Genomic DNA, 17,521 nt, shown 5'->3' on the forward strand with positions numbered 1-17,521 from the left:
CCGGCGTCAGCGGCGCTTACCATTACTCCACCCGCCTGAACACCACAGCCGGGATGGGAGAGGTGTATGCGCACGCAGGAAAGCACGATCGACCACGTGATCGTCGGCGCCGTCGAGAACCGGGTCCACCGGCTCTGCCGCCAGTACGCGGATCGGCTGCAGTTCCACGGCTGGCACCACGTGAGCTTCGTCCGCGCGAAAGCGGCCGGTTTTGCCCGGCACAACGGCGCCGACGTGGCGGTGGTGGAGGTGGCCGCGCTGGTGCACGACGTCAACTACCTGGTGCTCCGGAACTCGCCGGCGGCGGCGGGCCGGAGCCTGCGGCTGGAAATCCTCGCCGAATGCGGCGTCCCGCCGCGGATCGCGCGGTGGATCGACGAGATCGTCGACGAAGCGGAAATGGCCACCCGCGGCCGGCACATTTCCCTGGAAGCGCAGGCGCTGAGCGACGCGGACACGTTGTTCAAGGCGCTGCCGGTGACGCCAGTGGTGCTGGCGCACCGGTACCTGCGCGAAAACGGGCTGAGCCTGCGCGAGCTGGCGCACAAGATCGTCGGCGAGCAGTGCGACGTCCACGACGAGGGGTACTACTTCTACAACCCGCAGGCGGCGGCGACGTATTCGCACTGGGCGACGGCGAACCTGCGGCTGTGGCAGTGCATCAAGGAGGCGGTCGACGACCCGACGGTGGCGGAGCTGCTGGACGCGGTCGCGTCCTAACCCTGCCCGTAGCCCCGCAGCCGGTCGACGACGTTGGCGACCTCGGGCGGCGGCAGCAGGCTGGGCCGGCCGGCGCTCTGGGCGAGCAGCCACACGCGGCAGGCCCATTCGAGCTGCTGGGCGCGGTGGTAGGCGGCCTCGAGGCCGTCACCGTAGGTGAGGGTGCCGTGGTTGGCCATCAGACAGCCACGGCGCCCTTCGAGCGCTTCCAACACGGCGGCGGCGAGCTCCGGCGTGCCGTAGGTGGCGTAGCGCGCGACGCGTACCGAGGGCCCGATGGTGGCGATGATGTAGTGGATCGGCGGGACCTCACGCACGAGCGTGGAGACGGCGGTGGCGTGCGGCGAGTGCGTGTGCACGACGGCGGACACGGGCTCCCCGTCCGGGTCACGAACGTCCCAGTACACGGACAGGTGCATCGGCAGTTCACTGGTCGGCTTGAGCGCCCCGTCGACAACCTGCCCACCGAGATCGACGACCGGGATGTCACCGGGCGTGAGACTGGAGTAGGCAACCCCGGTGGGCGTGACGGCGACGAGATCCCCGGCCCGCATGGAGACGTTCCCGGAGGTGCCGACGACCAGGCCATCACCGACCATCCGGCGCGCATAGGCGCACACGGCGGCCCGCTCGGTCTCGAGGATCATGCGCAGGTCCCGTCTCGTGGGTGATCGGCAACTGCTGTGCAGATTGCCAGCCACCCCCGAGTGTCGGCCACCTCCCCGGCTGGGGGATTCACGCCCTTTGCCGGACGAAGGCCGGGCCGGGATTGCGGATGGCTCACGGCGCCTCGTGGTGTGGGTCAGGTGGGGATTCGTCGCTGGGGGCTGGGGCGGCCGAAGGTGGGGCTGTCCCGGGTCTCTTCGGCGGATGGGCTGTTTGGTGCCCGCCACCCCGAAGCCGGGATTGTGACTACGGCCGGCAGTGCCGCGTCAAGGCGGGAAAGCGTGCCTTGACCCGGCGCTGCCGGCCGTGTTGGGGCTTCGGATCGGGGTTGCGGGAGGTCTGGGTGGTGCAGGTCGGGCTTGCAGCCTGCCGCTCACGCCGGTAAGTCACCTGAAAGGGAGCCCCGACCAGCTCCCCGCCACTCCCAGGGGGGCGTGCCCAAGTCCAGTCTATCGGCTCTGACCGGCCAAAACGCCTGCTCCCGAGATCTGTGGACAACTCGACCCGATGTGGATAACCCAGCCTTTGCCGCCGGAGCCGGGCCTCGGGTCCCCGTCGTAACGCAGCCTTCCGGCTGAGGGGTTCCCGATCGAGGGATCCCGATCGCGCCGAGGGACTAAGCCTTCGCCGCCGGTGCGGCCGGGGCCTTCGGAGCCGGAGCCGGCTTGCGGTCCCCGTTCCCCACCGAAGCCGCCGAGGCCGCCGAGGCCGAAGCCGCCGAAACCGGAGCCGCGCCCGAAGAACCCGAAGAGCCCGAAGAGCCCGAAGAAGCAGCGTCCTCCGGCGGCGGCGCCAGCAGCCGCATGGCCTCCTTGACCGCCGCGTCCGTTGCTGCGATGCGCTCGGCCACCTTTGCCCTCAGGTCGAGGGCCAGCTTGCGGTTCTGGTCCGCCGTCGCCTGGGAGGCCTGGGCCGCCGCCAGCGCCGACTCCGTCTCGCGCTTCTTCTGCGCGAACTCCTCTTCGAACGCCTTCTTCCGCGCGGCCAGCTCCTCCGCCGCGACGCGGTCCGCCTCCTCGCGCAGAGCCGCCGCCGCTGCCTCGGCCGCCGCGTCCGCTTCCTTGCGGGCTCGCTCGGCCGCCGCCGCCTGCTCGACCCTCTTCGCGCCCGCCGCCGCGTTCAGCTTCTCGATCTCGGCCTTGGCCTCCGACAGCAGCCGCGCGCGCTCGTTCTCCGCGTCCTTCGCCAGCTTGTCGGCCGTGCGGCGGGTCTCGTGCGCGTACTTGTCCGCCTGGTCGCGGGTCGAGGCCGCGTCCGCCTCCGCCGCCGAGCGCAGGTCCGCGATCTCCTCCTCGGCGAGCTGCATCATCATCCGGACGCGCTCGGCCATCGCGCCCGCGCCGGACGGGCTCGAGCTCATCCTGGCCAGCGCGGCCTTCGTCTCGGCCAGCTCTTTCTGCGCGTACGCGAGAGCTTTCGTGAGGTCCGCGGACGTCGCGACGGCGTCGTCGCGGTTGCGGGACGTCTCACGCAGCTCCTTGGTCAGCCCGGCGAGGTGCTCGTCGACCTGGCGCTGGTTGTAACCGCGGACGCCCACGGCGAACTGGGCGGTCTTCGGGGCGGACTGGGGCTTCTCAGGCGCGACCATCGGGCCACCTTAATGAGCAAGGGTCCTTCGATGCGTACCGCCAAAAGGATGCATCACGGATATTGGAACCCCCGGTGACGCATGGCATCCTGAAGCCCGGCGCGAGAAGGCCACTGTGGACATACTCGCCGGCAGGAGACCGTGCTCACCGGCCGCGCTCGGACAAGCTGTTCGCCGAGCCGCTGGTCGCGCTGCCCACCGGCGGGCGGCAGTACCAGGAAGCTCATCGCGGTCACCGGTGGCCTGGTGGGTGAACTGCAGGTGCTCCTCCTGCCGCATTGACGCCGTGCCGATAGCGTGCGCGGGTGGACTTCGGCACGCACTGGCAGGTGTACGTCACCATGCCGGTCATCGCGGCGCTGATCGGCTACCTCACCAAGCGTGTCGCCATCGAGATGATGTTCCGGCCCCTGGAGTTCGTCGGCATCAGGCCCTTCGGCTGGCAGGGCGTGCTGCCGGCGAACGCCGAGCGGATGGCGGCCACCGCCACCGAGATGCTGACGACCACCCTCGTCGACCCGAAGGAGATCTTCGCCCGGCTCGACCCGGCGGAGGTGGCCAAGGAGATCGAGCAGCCGCTGCTGCGGGTCGTCGAAGACGTCACCCGCGAGGTGATGGAGACCTACCAGCCGCGGCTGTGGGAGGTCCTGCCGAACAGCGCGCAGCAGCTGCTGCTCAAGCGCGTCCAGGCCGAGGCGCCGAAGGCGATCACCAAGATCATGCGGGAGATCGCGGACAACATCGAGGACGTCCTCGACCTCAAGCACATGGTCGTGACGAACCTGGTCCGCGACAAAGCGCTGCTCAACCGGCTGATCCGGGACATCTCGCGACCCGAAATGCGGTTCATCGCCCGCTCGGGCATCGGCTTCGGGTTCGCCCTCGGCTGCGTCCAGCTCGTGGTGTGGGCGCTGACGAAGTCGCCGATCGTGCTGCCGCTGTTCGGCCTCGGCATCGGCTGGCTCACCGACTGGCTGGCCCTCAAGATGATCTTCCTGCCGCGCGAGCCACGCCGGTTCTTCGGCCTCTACACCTGGCAGGGCGTCTTCCAGAAGCGGCGCGACCAGGTGGCCGCCGACTACGGCGACATGATCGCGCGCGAGATCATCACCATCCCGAACCTCCTGGAAGCGGTGCTGCGCGGCCCGAAGTCCGACCGGCTGTTCGCGCTGATCACCCGTGAGGTGCAGAAGACGATCGACGCGCAGGCGAGCGTCGTCAAGCCGTTCGTCGCCATGGCCGTCGGCACGAAACGGTTCCAGGAGATGAAGCAGACGGCGGCCGCGAAGGCCGCGGAACGCGTCCCGGAGACGATCCGGCACGCCGAGGACTACGCGATCAACGCCCTCGACGTGCGCAACACGATCGTCGACCGGATGAAGAAGCTGAGCGCGCTCGAGTTCGAGCAGCTGCTGCGGCCGGCGTTCCGGCAGGACGAGTGGAAGCTGATCGCCGTCGGCGCGGTGATCGGCGGGCTCGTCGGAGAACTGCAGGTGCTCGCCCTGCTCGGGTAGGGGCGGCCGCCCCGGAAGGGGGCCGGGGCGGCCGCGGCCGGTCAGCCGATGACGGCCTTGAACCAGGTGTAGGCGGCCTTGACCTTCTTCAGGATGATCGCGTCGACCGCCGCGACCCCGGTCCGCCAGCCGGTGCTCGCCGAGCACGTCTCGTAAAGCTTCTGCAGGTTGTCACCGTGCAGCTTCGTGCCGGCCCGCAGGGCGTACCCGTCCAGCTTGCCCTTGACCCTTCCGTGGTGGGAGCTGATGAACTTGATGACGCCGTAGGAGCACTGGCTCGGCTTGGTGACGCAGGAGTGGAGGCCGCTCCACGACGTCGATTCCGCACCGTAGGTGACCGCGTTCGCGGTGCCCGGAACGGCGAACGTGAACAGGCCGTTGGAGAGCACGCTCACCACGAACGCGACGGCGGTTCGCTTCATCGTGTGGAGCAAGACTTCGTTCCTTCCGATGTGGACCCCGGCGGGACTTCCGTACCGTCCTCGGCCGACCTGGCAACGGGATGGCAGATCGGTGGCAGACTGCGGCGCGTGGAAATCCGGTTGCTCGGTCCGCTCGAAGTTCTCGACGATTCGGGCGCACTCACGCGAATCACGTCGGCACGGCAACGGGTCATTTTCGCCGCGCTCGCCATGCAGCCGGGGCAGGTCGTCTCGGCGGAGAGCCTGGTCGACTGCCTGTGGGGCGAAGATCCGCCGGTCACGGCCCGGGAAACGGTGCACAGTCACGTCACGCGGCTGCGGAAGAGGCTGTCCGCAACGGACCGTGCGCGGATCGTGACGCGGGCGCCCGGCTATTCCTTGGACGTCGCACCCGGCGACGTCGACGTTTTCCGCGTCCGCGAGCTGCACAAGGCCGCCCTCGAATGCGACGATCCGGAAAAGGCGGTCATCCTGCTCGGTGAGGCACGCGGGCTGTGCCGCGGCGAGCTGCTCGCCGACGTCGGTTCGGAGTTGCTGCGGCAGCGCCACGCGGCCGCCTGGGAAGAGTTCCGGGGTCAGCTGACCGAGGCGTGGATCGACGCCGAAGCCGCCGTCGGCAACCACGCCGGGGTGCTCGGCGAGCTGCGGGCGCTGGTCGCCGAGCGCCCGCTGGCCGAACAGCTCCGCGGCCGGCTGATGCTCGCCCTGCACGCCACCGGGCAAACCGCCGAAGCGCTGCGCGAATTCCAGGAAGCGCGGCGGGCGCTGATCGACGGCCTCGGCGTCGAACCCGGCCGGTACCTGCGCTCGGTCCAGCGGCAGATCCTGACCGCCGGCGGAGAAGCGGCCGAACCGGCACCGGCCCGGTCCGCGGTCCCGGCCGAGCTGCCGCACGCCCGGCGTGGCTTCGTCGGCCGCGCGCCCGAGCTGGCCGAACTGGCCGCGGCGACCGGCGAAGCGGGCATCGTCGTCGTCCACGGCATGGGCGGGATCGGCAAGACGACGATGGCGGTCCACTGGGCCCACCACGCCCGCGACCGTTTCCCGGACGGCCAGCTGTACCTGGACCTGCGCGGCTTCGACCACACCGAGGCGCCGATGCGGCCTGCCGAGGCGCTGCCCCGGCTGCTGCACTCCCTCGGTGTCCCACCCGGCTCGGTCCCGGCGGACGTCGGCGAGCAGGCCGCCCGGCTGCGCAGCCTGCTCGCCGACCGCCGGACGCTCCTGCTGCTCGACAACGCGGCCGACGCGGAGCAGGTCCGGCCGCTGTTGCCGGGCGGCCGCCGGTGCGTCGTGCTCGTCACCAGCCGCACGCGCTTGAGCAGCCTGGTCGCGCGGGAGCACGCGGCCGCCGTCCGGCTCGGGCCGTTCCGCCCGGCCGAGTCCGCCGACCTCCTGGCCGGGTACCTCGGCGCGGCCCGGCTGCGCGACGACTCCGGCGGCGTCGCCGCGCTCGCGGCCTACTGCGGGCACGTCCCGCTGGCGTTGAGCATCGTCGCGGCCCGCGCGCTGGAGGAGCCCGGCGTTTCGCCCGCCGAGCTGACCGCCCGGCTCCGGGCGGGGCAGCGGCTGGACGCCTTCGACCTCACCGGCGAGAACCTGCGCACGGTGTTTTCCTGGTCCTACCGGGCGCTGAGCCCGGCCGCGGCGCGGCTGTTCCGGCTGCTGGCGGTGCACCCCGGCCAGACGGTGAGCGAGGCGGGCGTGGCCGCGCTGGCGGGCGGGGAGCCCGGGAAAGCGCTTGCCGAGCTGTGCCGCGCGAACCTCCTCGACCGGGCTGGGGACGGCCGCTACCGCTGTCACGACCTCCTGCGCGACTACGCCGCGGAGCTGGCCGCCGAAGACCCCGAGGAACGGCTCGCCCGGCAGCGGGTGCTGGACTGGTACCTGCACACGACGGTCGCCGCCGAGCGGCTGCTGCGGCCCCACCGGCCGCCCTTCGAGCTGGTCGAGCCGGTCACCGCCGTCACGCCGGTGGCGTTCCCGGACCACCGCGGCGCGATGGGCTGGTGCGACGCCGAACAGGCCAACCTGGTCGCGGCGATCGACGGCGCCGCGGCCAACGGGCTGCACGAACACGCCTGGCAGCTCGCGCTCGCCGTGTCGTCCTACTGCTACGCGGGCAAACGGCGGCGCGACTGGCTCGAGACCAGCGAGGCCGGCCTGCGTTCCGCGCGGCAGCTCGGCGACCCGAAGGCCGAAGGCGCGCTGCTGGCCAGCCTCGGCTCGGCGCACGCGGTGAACGGCCAGTACGACGAGGCCATCGCGTACTTCCGGCAGGCCCTCGAACTGCACCGGGCGACCGGCGACGACGACCGGGCGCCGGTGACGCTGAACAGCTTGGCCGTCGCGTACGCCGAGACGCGTCGCTTCGAACCGGCGCTGGCCGCGTTCACCCAGGCCGGTGAGCTGCACCGGGACCGGGGCAACACCCTCGGCGAGGCGCTGGCCCTGATGAACATCGCGCTGGCGAACAGCTCGCTCGGCCGGCTGGAACCGGCGACGGCCCGCAACCGCGAGGCGCTGGCCGTGTTCCGGCGCCGCGGCGACCGCTACCACACGGCGATCTGCCTGGCGAACCTCGCGGAGACGTACGCGCTGCGAGGCGACCACCGCCGCGCCGTCGACCGCTACCAGCAGGCGATCGCCCAGCACGTCCTCGCCGGCAACGACTACGGCCGGGCGCGGACCCTGATGAACCTCGGCCGCTCCCTGGCCCGGCTCGGCGAACCGGACCAGGCCCGCGACTGCTGGCGGAGCGCGCGAGCCGTGTTCGAGGAACTCGGCGACCCGCAGGCGGCGGAGGCTTCGGCGCTCATCGGGTAGCCGGTACGGTTTCGCTCTCGGGACCGTGAGGGAGGCCGGAATGGACGCTGTCCTGCACGACCTCGCCCTGCACTGGCCGCTGTACGCGGCGATGCCGTTCGTCGCCGCGCTGATCGGGTACGTCACCAAGCGCGTCGCCATCGAGATGATGTTCCGGCCCCTCGAATTCGTCGGGATCCCCCCGCTGCTCGGCTGGCAGGGCGTGGTCCCGAAGCACGGCGGGCGGATGGCCGCCGTCGCCACCGAGCTGCTCACGGCGAACCTGCTCGACCTGCGCGAAGTCCTCGAGCGGATCGACCCGGTGATCATCACCAGCGAGCTGGAACAGCCGTTGCTTCGCGCGGTCGACCACACCGCGCGCGAGGTGCTGGCCGAGCACCACCCGCGGCTGTGGGAGGTCTTGCCGACGCTCGCGCAGGAGATGCTGATCAAGCAGGTCCAGGCGTCGGCCCCGCGGCTGGTGCGGGAGTTCCTCGACGACGTCCGCGAGAACCTCGACGAGGTGCTCGACGTCCAGCACATGACGGTCCAGCGGCTGACGCGGGACAAGAAGCTGCTCGTCCGGCTGATCCGCGAGACGTCCCGCCCCGAAATGGCGTTCATCGCGCGGATGGGCATCTACTTCGGCTTCGGGCTGGGCCTGGTCCAGACGATCGTGTGGGCGTTCACCCGCGAGCCGTGGGTGCTGCCGGTCTTCGGCGGCGTCATCGGGCTGTGCACGGACTGGCTGGCGATCAAGCTGATCTTCGTCCCCCGCGAGCCGGTGCGCGTGGGCCGGGTGATCCTCCAGGGCAAGTTCCAGCGCCGCCGCGCGGAGGTGGCGCGGCAGTACGGCGAGCTGATCGCGAACGAGGTCCTGACGGTCCAGAACCTCCTGGACGCGATCCTGCGCGGCCCCCGCGCCGACCGCCTCGCGGCCCGGGTGGAACGCCTGGTGTCGGAGACGGTCGACGCGCAGATGCCGTTGGCCTGGACGGTGGGCGGCACCCGCCTGCGCGAGATGAAGCACGCGGCGGCCCGGAAGGCACTGGAACAGCTGCCGGACACGGCCCGGTACGCCGAGGGGTACCTCACCGAGGCGATGGACGTCGCCAAGGTGATCGAGCAGCGGATGCTGGCGCTGACGCCGCTGGAGTTCGAGGGCCTGCTGCGGCCGGCGTTCCGCCAGGACGAGTGGAAGCTCATCGCCGTGGGCGGGGTGATCGGCTTCGTGGTGGGCGAGCTGCAGGTCCTGCTGATGCTCGGTTAGGCCGGGCGCACGTCCGGGACCGCGAAGCGCGGGTTGGCGCCGGCCGCGACCACGCGCATCACGAAGCCGGCGGCTTCCTCGGCCTGCCGGGCGGCGGCGAGCCCGCCCAGTACCGCGGTCCGCGCACCGAGGTCACCGATCAGCTCGGCGGTCCTCTCCAAGGCACCCGCGTCGTCGCCGCAGATCGCGACCACCGGCGAGGCGTCCACGTCGCCGGAAAACGGCCAGGACACGCCGGCGAACAGGTGCAGGGCCTTGACCACGTGGGCGCCGGCCGCGAGACGGGCGACGAACTCGGCAGCCGATCCGGTTTCCGGGAGCAGACGCCCGGTCGCGTAGTCCACGGCGTTCGTGCAGTCGATGACGGTCGTCCCCGACAGCGTCCCGTCCGGGCCGCCGACGAGCTTCAACGCCTCCCCCAGCCCGCTCCAGGCGACCGCCACCACGACGACGTCGGCGTCCGCGAGCCGGCCCGGGTCGGCTGCCGTGGCGACGGCGCCGATCTGCTCCGCGGCGGCCTTCGCGCGGTCGGCGCCGCGGCCCGTGACGACGATCGAGTGCCCCGCGGCCGCCCACGCCTTCCCCAGTGCCACAGCGAGGTTTCCGGTTCCCAGCAGTCCGACGTCCACCATGGTCTCCTTCGTTTCGTGAGGTCTCATGGCCACGCTAGGAGCCCTTTTCCTACCAATCGGTAGGGACGGGAATGCGAGACTGTGGCGGTGAACGAACAGGGCTGCGAGACCTTCGTTTCGGACTGTCACGTGCGATCCGCGGTCGAACTCCTCACCCACACATGGGACCCGGTCGTCGTCTCCGCGCTGCGCATGGGCCCGACCCGGCGCAGCGCCCTGCTGGACCGCATCGCCGGAGTGAGCGACAAGGTGCTGACCGAGTCGCTCCGGCGGTTGGCCGCCCGCGGCCTGGTCGGGCGAACGCCACGAGAACCGGGGCGCGACGCCGCCGTCTACGAACTCACGGCCTTGGGCTCGTCCTTCGCCAACGGCCCGCTGGCCCACCTCGCCGAGTGGGCGGCGGAGAACCAGGCGGAACTCTCGTAGGGAAGTGCGCTTCAGGCCGCCGCGACCAGGGCCGGTTCCACCGCGCGGACCCGGGTCCGGCGGTCGCGCTGCCACGCCAGCACCCGGCACACCACGTAGATCAGGAACGAAATCGCCGTCACGAACGCGCTCACCGGCAGGCCGGGCGCCAGGGACAGCACGATTCCGCCGACCGCCGACACCTCGGCGAACACCACCGAAAGCACCGTCGCCTTCCACGGCGAAGCCGTCACGCGAGCCGCCGCCGCGGCCGGCGTCACCATCAAGGCGACGACCAGCAGCGAGCCGACCACCTTCACGCTCAGCGCCGTCGAAACGCCCACCAGCAGCGCGAACACCACGGTCAGCGTCTTCACCGGGACCCCGCGCGCCACGGCCACGTTCCGGTCCACCGAAGCGAACAGCAACGGCCGGTAGACCAGCCCGAGCACCGCCAGCACCACCACCGACGACACCACGAACAGCGTCAGGTTCGTCGAATCGATCGTGATGATCTGGCCGGTCAGGATCCCGAACTTGTTCCCGGACCGTCCCTTGTAGAACGACAGGAACAACACGCCCATGCCCAGCCCGAACGAGAGGATCACGCCGATCACCGAGTCGCGGTCGGCGTCACGCGCGCCGAGGATGCCCAGCAGCAGGGCCGCCACCACCGCGCCGATCAGCGCGCCGTACTCGACGCCGATGCCGAGCAGCAGGGCCGCCGCGCCGCCGGTGAACGCCAGCTCGGACGTGCCGTGCACCGCGAACGACATCCGCCGCATCACGATCAGCGGGCCCAGCACCCCCGCCACCAGGCCGAGGATCAACGCCGCCAGCAGGGCGGTCTGCACCCCGGAAAGCTCGGTGATCAGCTCCCAGGTCTTGCCGAAGTCCAACAGATCCAAGACTCAGCCCACTTGCTCTTCGACGTCGTGTTCGTGGTGGTGCGGCTCGGCCTCGCACAACGCGCTCTGCGCGCCCGCGATGTGGATCTGGCCGCCGACCTCGAGCACCTCGACCCGGGTGCCGTACAGCTCGGACAGCGTCGCCGTGGTCATGACCTCGTCCGGCTTGCCGATCCGGAACTGGCCGTTGACCAGGTACAGCACCCGGTCGACGAACGGCAGCACCGGGTTGATCTCGTGGGTCACGAACAGCACCGCGGTGCCGGCGTTGCTCCGCCGCTCGTCGATCAGCTCGCTGATCGCGCGCTGGTGCGCCAGGTCGAGCGAGAGCAGCGGCTCGTCGCACAGCAGCACCTCGGGGTCGCCGACCAGGGCCTGCGCCACCCGCAGCCGCTGCTGCTCGCCGCCGGACAGCCGGCCGACGGGCTGCTTCGCGTACCGCGTGGCCCCCACGGCCTCGACGGCCGCAGCGACCTGGCGACGCCGGGCTGCCATGCCGGCCAGCCCGAAGCCCCAGCGGTGCCCGTCGAGGCCCAGCCCGACCAGGTCGACGCCGCGCAGCGTCAGCGACTCGTCGATCGCGCGCTGCTGCGGGATGTAGCCGACCTTGCGGTTCGCGCCGCCCGGACGACCACCCGCGATCTCGACCGTGCCCGCCGAGAGGTCCTGCATGCCGAGCAGCGCCTTGAGGAAGCTGCTCTTGCCGGAGCCGTTCGGGCCGAGCACGGCCAGGAACTCGCCCGGCTCGACGTCGAGGTCCAGCCCGGACCAGAGGGTGCGCGGGCCGAACGCGAGGCCCGCCCCGCGGACCCGGACCGCGGGGCGTACGTCGTCTGGAACCGGAGACATGGCTACTTCAACGCCCCAGCCAGCTCGTCGACTTCCCCGGTCATCCAGCCAATGTAGTCCGTCACACCCGCGGGGAGCGTTTCGGTCACGCCGACCACGCCGATCCCGGCGTCCTTCGCCTGCTTGACGACGTCCTGGGTCAGCGGCGTGACCGTCTGCTCGTTGTTGATCAGCGCCTTGACCTGCTTGGTCTCGATCAGCTGCTTGTACGCGCTCACCGCGTCGGCGGGGACGTCGGTGTCGTTCTCCACCGCGTCCGAGAACGCCTTGGGCGTCGCGTCGGTGATCTTCGCGCTCGCCAGCAGGTAGTGCGCCACCGGCTCGGTGACGACCACCTTCGTGCCCGGGTGGGTGGTGCCCAGCTCTTCGAGCCGCTTCTCGAGCGCGTCGACCTTCGCCTTGAACGCGGTCGCGTTGTCGGTGAACTGCTGCTTGGCCGCCGGCTTGAGCTCGCCCAGCTGCGCGGCGAGCTGGTCGGCGATCTTGTCGACGCCCGGCAGGTCGTACCAGACGTGCTCGTTCTCGTCGCCGGTCGCGGCGATGTCGTAGGCGACGAGCTTCTTCGCGCTCCCGGCCTGCTCGGTGAGCTTGCCGAAGAACTCGTCGTACCCGCCGCCGTTGGACAGCAGCAGCTGCGCGCCCTTCGCCGCGAGGGCGTCGTCCGCCGTCGTCTCGTACGAGTGCGGGTCGGCCGACGGGTCGTGGATGATCGACTTGACCTCGACGTTTTCGCCGCCGACCGCGGTGGCGACGCTGCCCCAGACGTCGGTCGACGCGACGATCTTGATCTTGCCGTCGCCGCCGGCCTGCGCGCCGCCGCCGTCGGAGGACGTCCCGCCGGAGCACGCGGCCAAGGCGAACACGGACAGGGCCGAAGCGGCGGCGAGCACGCTCCTGGTGCGACGGGAACTCATCTGAAGGACTCTCCCTGTAGGGCACTGAGACGCTAATGGAAACCGTTGTCAGATTCACCTTACCCCATCCGGATGACTTTCTGGCCATGGGATCGCGTTTTGGTGTATGCGTCTTCGCGCATGCGGATCGAGACATCGACCACGCGGGGTGTCTCTTCAGGAAACCGATCTGAACCGTTACGGTTTGCTGATGGGACGTCCTATTCGCACCCGGAGGCAGGCGACACTGGCGTCGCTCGCGGCGGAGCTCGGTGTGTCCAGGACCACGGTGTCCAATGCCTACAACCGGCCGGACCAGCTGTCCCCGGAACTCCGCCGCCGCGTCCTCGAGACCGCGCGGCGCCTCGGCTACCCGGGCCCCGACCCGGTCGCCCGCTCCCTGCGCACGCGCAAGGCGGGCGCGGTCGGCCTGCTGCTCACCGAGAACCTCTCCTACGCCTTCCGCGACCCCGCCGCCGTCGGCGTGCTCGAAGGACTGGCGCTGGCCTGCGAAGACGCCGGCGTCGGCCTGCACCTGGTGCCGGCCAGCCCGGGCCGCGAAGACGTCGCCGCGGTGCACCGCGCGGGCGTCGACGGCTTCGTCGTCTACTCCGTACCGGACGACGACCCGCACCTGGCCGCGGTGCTCGAGCGGCCGGTGCCGACAGTGATCATCGACCAGCCGAGCCTGGAGGGCATCGACCGCGTCGGCCCGGACGACGCGGCGGCGGTCGGCAAGATCGCCGAGCACCTCGTGACGCTGGGCCACCGGCAGGTCGGCGTCATCTGCATGCGGCTCGCGCGCGAGCGCAACGACGACTTCGTCTCGGCGACGCGGCAGAGCGGCGCGCACTTCCACGTCCAGCGCACCCGGCTGGAGGCGCTGGCGGTCGCGTTCTCGGCGGCGGGCGTCGACTGGGCGGGCGTCCCGGTGGTCGAGCGCTTCGACCACACGGTGGACGACGGCGCGTCCGCGGCCCGCCAGCTGCTGGACGCGTACCCGCAGATCACGGCCGTGATCTGCACCTCGGACATCCTCGCGATCGGCGCCATGGCCGAGGCCGAGCGGCGCGGGCTGCGGGTGCCGCAGGACCTGACGGTGACCGGCTTCGACGGCATCGCCGAGGCCGAGCGGATCGGGCTCACCACGGTGCACCAGCCGGTGCTGGAGAAGGGCAAGACGGCCGGCCGGCTGCTGCTCAGCTCGGGCGAGCGGAGCGCGCCGAAGGTGATCACCCTGCCGACCGAGCTGCGCGTCGGCCGGACGTCGGGGCCGCCGCGGACCATCGAGGAGCCGTGGTTCGGCGGCTGACCTCGTGAGATTGCTCTTAGCGCATTGCTCATCGGGGTAGTCACCCGGTCAAATGGAGTGGTACGCCCGCGCCGCGGGGCCACTGGCCGGAAGGTGACCGATGACCTCGATCGACGTACTGCTCAAGCGCAACCAGGAACTCGGCGAGGTGACGCCCGGCGACCGGTCGTCCCCGAAGCCGTCGCTCCAGGTGGCCATCCTGACCTGCATGGACGCCCGGATCCGGGTGTTCGAGCTGTTCGGCCTCCTGCAAGGCGAGTCGCACGTCCTCCGCAACGCGGGCGGCGTGGTGACCGACGACATGATCCGTTCGCTGGCCCTTTCGCAGCGCAAGCTGGGCACGCGCGAGGTGCTGATCGTCCAGCACACCGAATGCGGCCTCTCGATGGTGACCGAGGACGACTTCAAGGACGAGCTCGAGACCGACACGGGCCTGCGGCCGACGTGGTCGGTCGAGGCGTTCCGCAACGTCGAGAACAGCGTCCGGACGTCGGTGGAGCGGGTGCGGCGCAGTGCCTACCTGCCGCACACGGAGACCGTGCGCGGGTTCGTCTACGACGTGAAGACCGGGAAGCTCACCGAGGTCAAGTAGCATTCCCAGCCAGATGTTGCCGACATCTGGATGGGGACGGCATGCGCATTCTGTTCGCCGGGCTGGCGTCGGCCGGCCACACGTACCCGATGGTCCCGCTCGCGGTCGCGGCGCGGGACATCGGGCACGACGTGCACTTCGCCGTCGGCGAGCATGTCCACAGGTCGCTGCGGGGGCTGAACCCGTTCCGGCCGGCGGACTCGTTCTACGAGATCTACGCCGAAGACCTCGAGCCGGACCTGAAGCGGCTGCGTCCGGACCTGGTCGTGCACGGCTGGGGCGTTCCGGAGGTGGGCCTCGCGGCGGAGCGCGCCGGGATCCCGTCGCTCTGGCACGGCTTCGGCCGGATGTTCCCACGTGCCATCGGTTTCGAACGCCCCACCGGGGGAGTGCACCTCGACATCTGCCCGCCGTCGCTGCAGGACTCGGACTTCCTCGCGACCGCCGAGCGCATCCCGGTGCGGCCTGTCCCGTTCGCCGAGCCGGGCGACTTCCGGGGGCCGTTGATCTACCTGACCCTCGGCACCGCCTTCGGCACCCCGGAGGTGCTCACGACCGCCATCGAAGGTCTGGCCACGCTCGGCACGGACGTCGTGGTGGCCACCGGCGGAGTGCCGCTCGGGCCGCAGCCGGCCCACGTGACGGCCCGTGCCTGGGTACCGCAGGCAGCGGCGATCTCGCGGGCGGACCTGGTCGTGCACCACGGCGGCAGCGGCACCACGCTGGGCGCGCTCGCCGCGGGCGTGCCGCAACTCGTCCTGCCGCAGGGCGCCGACCAGTTCGCCAACGCCGACGCGCTCGTCGCCGCGGGTGCCGCAGTCCGCCTCCTGCCCGGCGAACTGAGCGCGGACGCCGTCGCCGAACAGGCCCGGAAGGCGTCCTCCTGCCGGGCCGCGGCTCGTGCGATCGCCGAAGAGATCGCCGCCATGCCGTCGCCGGACGAGGTCGCCCGCGAGCTGCCGAAGCACGCGAAGTAGCCTCCCGGCGTGGCTGTGGACGCTGACGTACTGCTCGACTGGTTCTCCGCGCACGGCCGGGATCTCCCCTGGCGCGAGCCCACCTGCTCGGCCTGGGGTGTCCTGGTCAGCGAAATCATGCTCCAGCAGACCCCGGTCGTCCGGGTGCAGCCGATCTGGCACGAGTGGATGGCGCGGTGGCCGGTGCCCTCGGCGCTGGCGGCGTCGTCGCAGGGCGATGTCGTGCGGGCCTGGGGCAAGCTCGGCTACCCGCGCCGGGCGCTGCGGCTCCATGACACAGCCGCAGTGATCGCCAAGGAACACGGCGATGTCGTTCCGTCCGATGTGGACACTCTGCTCGCGCTGCCCGGGATCGGCGCCTACACCGCCCGGGCCGTCGCCGCGTTCGCCTACGGGCGGCGGGCACCGGTCGTCGACACGAACGTGCGGCGGGTCGTCGCGCGGGCGGTGCACGGGGCCGGGGACGCCGGGCCGGCGTCCAACACCCGGGACATGGCCGACGTCGAGGCGCTGCTGCCGGCCGAAGACGCGCCCGCGGCGAAGTTTTCCGCCGCGATCATGGAGCTGGGCGCGCTGATCTGCACCGCGCGCGCCCCGAAGTGCGCGGACTGCCCGATCTACGACGAGTGCGCGTGGCAGCACGCCGGACGGCCCGAGTACACCGGCCCGGCCAAGCCGGTGCAGCGGTACGCGGGCACCGACCGGTACGTGCGCGGGCGGCTGCTCGACGTCCTGCGCGGCAGCGAGGGACCGGTCGAGAAGGCTCGCCTGGACCAGGTGTGGCACGACGGCGGCCAGCGGGACCGCTGCCTGGATTCCCTGCTGGTCGACGGCCTGCTGGAGCAGACCCGCGATGGCCTCTTCGCCCTACCGGGTGAACACTGACGCATTACAACCAAAGTTGGTCAATAGTTGTCATCGGCGCGATGCGGAGTTACCGTTTTCCGCATGGTCACTGTTGACCGCCGGACCCTGCTGAAGGCGGGGGTGACCGCGACCGCGGCCGGCGCACTGGGGATGACGACCACGGGGACGGCCGCCGCGGCCGTGGCGGAACCGGCGATCCACCCGACGTCCGAGTGGGGCGCCCGGCCCGCCGACGGCACCATCGTGGTGGAGAACCACAAGCCGACGTACATCGTCGTGCACCACGCGGTCGACCCGCCGATGAACGACGACTTCTCGCTGGAGCGCGCGTTCTACGTCTCGCGGTTCATCCAGAACCTGCACATGGACAGGAACGGCTGGATCGACAGCGGCCAGCAGTTCACGAACAGCCGTGGCGGCCACATCACCGAAGGCAGGCACCGCAGCCTGGAGATCCTGCGCGGTGGCACCCGGCACGTGCAGGGCGCGAACGTCGGCAACCACAACAGCGAGGTCATCGGCATCGAGAACGAGGGCCTCTACAGCACGGTGGACGTGCCGCCGGCGCTGTGGAACTCGCTGGTCTCGCTGGTCGCCTACATCGCGAGCCAGTACGGCATCGCGCCGGAGTTCATCAAGGGCCACCGCGACTTCAACTCGACGGAATGCCCCGGCCAGGTGCTCTACAACCGGCTGCCGGAGCTGCGGACCGCCGTCGGCCACGTCCTCGGCGTCTCCGTGGCGCGGTCCGAAGCCGAGTGGCCGCTGCTCAAGCCGGGTGACACCGGCCGGAAGGTGCAGCTGGCGCAGCAGTTCCTGCGCGCCTCCGGCTTCGACGTGCCGACCGACGGCGTCTTCGGAAGGTCCACAAAGGACGCCGTGGCCGCGTTGTCCGTTCAGGCCGGATTGCCGCGCCACACGTGCACCGCGACCGAGGTGACCGACGAAACCGGCTTCCTCGGCGCCGACGTGTGGCCGCTGATCGTCCCCTCGGACCGGTCGACGGCGGCCTGGCGAGCGGATCTGACACGCGCGTGACCAGGAGGTCGGTGCGCCGGGCTCAACGACGCGCTCGGTGTGCCGTCCTTCTGCTCACGCGCG

At 71.1% G+C, this 17,521-nt stretch carries 17 protein-coding genes; 10 read left to right on the plus strand and 7 right to left on the minus strand.

Annotated features, from left to right (window positions below; translation table 11 throughout):
* Positions 1-66 precede the first annotated feature (66 nt).
* The gene (locus ACWED2_RS26705) at positions 67-720 is read left to right on the plus strand and encodes an HD family phosphohydrolase (protein WP_449693225.1); all 654 of its coding nucleotides are present in this window, start codon (positions 67-69) and stop codon (positions 718-720) included.
* Here the strand turns inward: ACWED2_RS26705 and ACWED2_RS26710 are convergent.
* Positions 717-1,367 carry a class II aldolase/adducin family protein gene (locus ACWED2_RS26710; RefSeq protein WP_449693226.1) on the minus strand — a complete coding sequence of 217 codons (651 nt, stop codon included), beginning with the start codon at positions 1,365-1,367 and terminating at the stop codon, positions 717-719. The genes ACWED2_RS26705 and ACWED2_RS26710 overlap by 4 nt on opposite strands.
* Positions 1,368-2,002: 635 nt before the next feature.
* The gene (locus ACWED2_RS26715) at positions 2,003-2,974 is read right to left on the minus strand and encodes a hypothetical protein (protein WP_449693227.1); all 972 of its coding nucleotides are present in this window, start codon (positions 2,972-2,974) and stop codon (positions 2,003-2,005) included.
* 341 nt (positions 2,975-3,315) lie between these two features.
* Here ACWED2_RS26715 and ACWED2_RS26720 point away from each other — a divergent pair, with 341 nt between their 5' ends.
* Entirely contained in the window at positions 3,316-4,488 is a 1,173-nt protein-coding gene (locus ACWED2_RS26720) for a DUF445 domain-containing protein (protein ID WP_449693256.1), read from the plus strand.
* Between the two features lie 41 nt (positions 4,489-4,529).
* On the opposite strand, the gene ACWED2_RS26725 is transcribed toward ACWED2_RS26720, so the two are convergent.
* Positions 4,530-4,910, minus strand: a complete 381-nt coding sequence (locus ACWED2_RS26725) for a hypothetical protein (RefSeq protein WP_449693228.1) — start codon at positions 4,908-4,910, stop codon at positions 4,530-4,532.
* A gap of 108 nt (positions 4,911-5,018) precedes the next feature.
* On the opposite strand from ACWED2_RS26725, the gene ACWED2_RS26730 reads away from it, so the two are divergent.
* Positions 5,019-7,736, plus strand: coding sequence for a BTAD domain-containing putative transcriptional regulator (locus ACWED2_RS26730; protein ID WP_449693229.1), 2,718 nt, complete (start codon positions 5,019-5,021; stop codon positions 7,734-7,736).
* A gap of 40 nt (positions 7,737-7,776) precedes the next feature.
* Positions 7,777-8,985: a DUF445 domain-containing protein gene (locus ACWED2_RS26735; RefSeq protein ID WP_449693230.1), complete on the plus strand. Its 1,209-nt coding sequence runs from the start codon at positions 7,777-7,779 to the stop codon at positions 8,983-8,985.
* Here ACWED2_RS26735 and ACWED2_RS26740 read toward each other — a convergent pair.
* Positions 8,982-9,644, minus strand: a complete 663-nt coding sequence (locus tag ACWED2_RS26740) for an NADPH-dependent F420 reductase (RefSeq protein ID WP_449693231.1) — start codon at positions 9,642-9,644, stop codon at positions 8,982-8,984. The two genes, ACWED2_RS26735 and ACWED2_RS26740, sit on opposite strands and share 4 nt — an antisense overlap.
* A gap of 60 nt (positions 9,645-9,704) precedes the next feature.
* Between ACWED2_RS26740 and ACWED2_RS26745 the strand changes: the two genes are divergently transcribed.
* Entirely contained in the window at positions 9,705-10,043 is a 339-nt protein-coding gene (locus tag ACWED2_RS26745; protein WP_449693232.1) for a winged helix-turn-helix transcriptional regulator, read from the plus strand.
* Positions 10,044-10,054: 11 nt separating this feature from the next.
* On the opposite strand, the gene ACWED2_RS26750 is transcribed toward ACWED2_RS26745, so the two are convergent.
* The 3 genes from ACWED2_RS26750 to ACWED2_RS26760 are packed head-to-tail and all read right to left on the minus strand — an operon-like array spanning position 10,055 to position 12,693.
* On the minus strand, positions 10,055-10,930 hold the full coding sequence (locus ACWED2_RS26750; protein WP_449693233.1) for a metal ABC transporter permease: 876 nt from the start codon (positions 10,928-10,930) through the stop codon (positions 10,055-10,057).
* Positions 10,931-10,933: 3 nt separating this feature from the next.
* A complete protein-coding gene (locus ACWED2_RS26755) occupies positions 10,934-11,779 on the minus strand; it encodes a metal ABC transporter ATP-binding protein (RefSeq protein WP_449693234.1) in 846 nt (281 codons plus the stop codon).
* 2 nt (positions 11,780-11,781) lie between these two features.
* A complete protein-coding gene (locus ACWED2_RS26760) occupies positions 11,782-12,693 on the minus strand; it encodes a metal ABC transporter solute-binding protein, Zn/Mn family (RefSeq protein WP_449693235.1) in 912 nt (303 codons plus the stop codon).
* A 190-nt stretch (positions 12,694-12,883) separates the two neighbouring features.
* Between ACWED2_RS26760 and ACWED2_RS26765 the strand changes: the two genes are divergently transcribed.
* The 5 genes from ACWED2_RS26765 (at position 12,884) to ACWED2_RS26785 (ending at position 17,458) form a co-directional block, all read left to right on the plus strand.
* Positions 12,884-13,984: a LacI family DNA-binding transcriptional regulator gene (locus ACWED2_RS26765; RefSeq protein ID WP_449693236.1), complete on the plus strand. Its 1,101-nt coding sequence runs from the start codon at positions 12,884-12,886 to the stop codon at positions 13,982-13,984.
* A 100-nt stretch (positions 13,985-14,084) separates the two neighbouring features.
* The gene (locus ACWED2_RS26770; protein ID WP_449693237.1) at positions 14,085-14,576 is read left to right on the plus strand and encodes a beta-class carbonic anhydrase; all 492 of its coding nucleotides are present in this window, start codon (positions 14,085-14,087) and stop codon (positions 14,574-14,576) included.
* A gap of 41 nt (positions 14,577-14,617) precedes the next feature.
* Positions 14,618-15,553: a glycosyltransferase gene (locus ACWED2_RS26775; protein WP_449693238.1), complete on the plus strand. Its 936-nt coding sequence runs from the start codon at positions 14,618-14,620 to the stop codon at positions 15,551-15,553.
* A 9-nt stretch (positions 15,554-15,562) separates the two neighbouring features.
* Positions 15,563-16,438, plus strand: coding sequence for an A/G-specific adenine glycosylase (locus ACWED2_RS26780; RefSeq protein ID WP_449693239.1), 876 nt, complete (start codon positions 15,563-15,565; stop codon positions 16,436-16,438).
* Between the two features lie 63 nt (positions 16,439-16,501).
* Positions 16,502-17,458, plus strand: coding sequence for a peptidoglycan recognition protein family protein (locus ACWED2_RS26785; protein WP_449693240.1), 957 nt, complete (start codon positions 16,502-16,504; stop codon positions 17,456-17,458).
* The last annotated feature ends 63 nt before the right edge of the window (positions 17,459-17,521 follow it).

Source organism: Amycolatopsis sp. NPDC005003 (assembly GCF_053600695.1).